At 52.7% G+C, this 609-nt stretch carries 1 pseudogene; it reads left to right on the forward strand.

Features of this window, described 5'->3' with window-relative positions:
• Nucleotides 1-609, forward strand: a pseudogene (locus tag H8S57_RS16960) (hypothetical protein); the annotation flags it as partial.

The raw sequence follows: 609 nt of genomic DNA on the forward strand, positions 1-609 counted from the left end.
GTTGAGAAGCATGGCGGTATTGAAAAAGTCCAAAAGCTGATTGCAGACAGTTTGGAGCGCACCGGTCTTTCTCCCCGCTATACCCGACCGGATGAAAAGAAAAAGGACATCTTTCCGCCAAAGGAAAAAGACGAGAACCGGGTCTTTGCCAAAGACCTGATGGGCAACAAGCACTACTACTACCGCTTCTACAACGAAAACGGCATTGAACTCTACACAATGGAGAAGAAACGGGAGTTCTTCCAAACGGTTTATATTCCATGTGACGGGTTTATGGTGGGCATTGACCAGCGGCACCGACTTGAGGAAGTCCTGAAATGGCTGCCTACGCTGGAGCATGGCATCCGGGGTGAGATCGAGAGGGTTTTCAATCAGAGTATGGAAGCCCCGGACCGGTGGGCTGATCTGGGATTTGCCAATCTGCTTGGACGGTATGAGGAAGCAAAAGCCCACAATGCCCCCATTGCTGCGGAACGGCAGCGGCAAGCTGATGAAAGGCGGGCGCAGCAAGACGCCCGTGAACAGCAGTTGGCACAAGAACGACAGGCCCGTTACGATTCCGCCATCCGTGAGGCCGAAGGAAATATTATGGCGGGAAAGGAGGTGATA

It is taken from the genome of Lawsonibacter hominis (assembly GCF_014287895.1).
In the GTDB taxonomy this organism is placed as follows: domain Bacteria; phylum Bacillota; class Clostridia; order Oscillospirales; family Oscillospiraceae; genus Lawsonibacter_A; species Lawsonibacter_A hominis.